The organism is Spongiactinospora gelatinilytica, assembly GCF_003236385.1.
Classification (GTDB): Bacteria; Actinomycetota; Actinomycetes; order Streptosporangiales; family Streptosporangiaceae; genus Spongiactinospora; species Spongiactinospora gelatinilytica.
In genome coordinates this window covers 1-2,286 of the sequence record NZ_POUA01000633.1, presented here as the reverse complement: position 1 = coordinate 2,286, position 2,286 = coordinate 1, and the positions used below count along the sequence as shown (strand labels likewise).

General features: G+C 71.1%; 3 protein-coding genes. 1 reads left to right on the top strand and 2 read right to left on the bottom strand.

Annotated features, from left to right (window positions below; genetic code table 11):
- A partial coding sequence (locus C1I98_RS38000; RefSeq protein ID WP_199537529.1) for an ATP-binding protein occupies positions 1 to 683 on the bottom strand: 683 nt, incomplete at its 3' end.
- A gap of 68 nt (positions 684 to 751) precedes the next feature.
- Positions 752 to 1,723, bottom strand: a complete 972-nt coding sequence (locus tag C1I98_RS37995) for a hypothetical protein (protein ID WP_111172072.1) — start codon at positions 1,721 to 1,723, stop codon at positions 752 to 754.
- A 217-nt stretch (positions 1,724 to 1,940) separates the two neighbouring features.
- Here C1I98_RS37995 and arfB point away from each other — a divergent pair.
- Positions 1,941 to 2,286, top strand: a 346-nt coding sequence (gene arfB, locus C1I98_RS37990) for an alternative ribosome rescue aminoacyl-tRNA hydrolase ArfB (RefSeq protein ID WP_111172071.1), incomplete at its 3' end; no start/stop codon positions are given.

The window sequence follows — 2,286 nt, the reverse complement described above, 5'->3', positions numbered from 1 at the left end:
AAGCCGAACAGCTCCCTGCCATGATCGATGAGCGCGGCCCGCCTGGCGTCGGGGGTGGGGTGGGCAGCCTGCCAGGGCGGGCCGTCGCCGCTGATCCGGCGGGCGTTGACGCGGACCTCGACGGGCAGCAGCGAGCCGTACAGGGCGGCCAGCTCGGTGACGGTGCGCTCCGACACCCACTCGCCGGCGTCCGCGCGCGGCCTGAGGGTGACGGTGGTGCCGGGCTCGGCGCGCTCGGCGGCGGCCCGCTCGACCCGGTAGCGGCCGTCGGCGAGGCCGGTCCAGCGCACGGTGTGGGCGCCGGTGACCGAGCGGGTCTCGACCTCGATCTCGTCGGCGACCAGGAAGCCCGAAAGCAGCCCGATCCCGAACTGACCGAGGAACTCGTGCCGGGCGAAGCCCAGCTCGTCGCGCTTGGAGGAGCGGCCGATGGTGGCCAGGAGGGTGTGGACCTCCTGCTCGGTGAGCCCGATCCCGGTGTCGTGGATCTTGAGCAGGGCGCCGCCGTCCTCCACGGTCACCTCGACGCGGGCGGGGGCGACGGGGTCATCGACCCGCCGGGCGGTGATGGCGTCGACGGCGTTCTGGAGCAGCTCGCGGACGTAGACGCGCGGGCTTGAGTAGAGGTGCCTGCTGAGCAGGTCCACAACTCCACGCAGGTCTACCTGAAAGGCGCTTTCCACCCGATTCCCCTCGTTCAACGACGACGGGGAATCACCCTAGCGGCCAGGACCGACAGGGGCCGATCGCTTTAGAGGTACGGAGTCAAGAACGGGTTCAAAGCGCCGGATCCGAGGTAGCGCCGGACGCTGTGAAAGTCGATCCAGTCCAGGTTGACGAGCCCGTCGTGGTCGACTCCGTTGAAGCAGCCGCGCAGCGTGGGCGGGATGGCCGCGATGTCGTCCTTGTCGGCGATGTTCACCCACCGTTTCACGCCTCCCGGGCGAATGCCCCACCCTCCGGCGGGGGCCGGCATCAGCCGCTCGAAGACGACGTTGCGCATGCCGAGCGGGCTGCCGAGCGTGATCAGCAGGTCCACGTTCAGCTCGGGGTAGGCGTGCAGGGTCTCGTACGCCACGACGCTGCCGAGCGAGTGTGCGATGACCACCTGGGGGTTGTGCCTGCGGATGGCCTCGGCGACCGCCTCGCGGCACCGGACGCGGGCCGGGCTCCCGGCGCTCTCCAGGTAGGCCGCGACCTCGGGGCAGAACATGGTGGCGAACGACACCGCCCGCTCCTCCAGGCGTTCGAGCAGCCACTCGGTCGCCCGTCGCAGCGCCCCGGTGAGCGACTCCCCCGCGGTCTCCTTGATCCCTTCGAGCTGCGTCGCCCAGTGGAAGAAGACCCTTTGGGCCTCGGCGTCCATGGCCCGCTCAACCCGGCCGCCGCGCGCCGGAACGGCTCCGGGGCGGCCCGGTTCGCCGAGGTGGTGGGCGTAGTAGGCCACGGCGGTGACGTAGTCCTCGCCGGAGCCGGCGGAACGGTCGTTCCGGCCGTTCAGGCCGGTGAGGCCGGTGAGGCCGTTGAGGCCGTTGAGGCCGTTGAGGCCGTTGAGGCCGTTGAGGCCGTTGAGGCCGTTGAGGCCGTTGAGGCCGTTGAGGCCGCCGTGCAGATATCGGTTCCATTTCCCGCGAAGCGCCTCGGCCGCCGCCGAGGCCGACATTCCGGCTTCCTCGTAGTAGTGGTACTTCCCGATTCCATGCACGCCGACGATCGCCGTCACAACGCTTCCTCCGTGGAAATCCCCGTCCCGGCCGGAGACCGCGGGCGATCCGGCCGGGAAAGGCGGGAAAGCAGCGGCCGACGGGCCAGCGGATACGATGCACGACCCGCGTCCGCTCCCACAAGTGACGGAACTTAACCATTTGATCACCGTATGGGGGCGATGGGTAAACTGTATGGTGACAAACCGCCCGAAAGCCCAGAAAGGAGGGCGGATCATGCCCGGCCCGCTCGTCGTACGCGCCTCGGTCGTCGTTCCCGAGGCCGAGCTGCGCTGGCGCTTCTCCCGCTCCTCCGGGCCAGGAGGGCAGGGCGTCAACACCACCGACAGCCGGGTCGAGCTCGGCTTCGACCTCGCCGCCACCACCGCGATCCCGCCGGAGCTGAAGGCCCGCGCGCTGGACCGCCTGGCCCCGCGGCTGTCCGGCGGGGTGCTCACGATCGCGGCCTCCGAGCACCGCTCCCAGCTCCGCAACCGGGAGGCCGCGGCGGCCCGGCTCGCCCAGGTGCTCCGCGAGGCGATGGCCCCACCACCGGCCCGCCGCCGCGGCCTCCCGGTTGCGG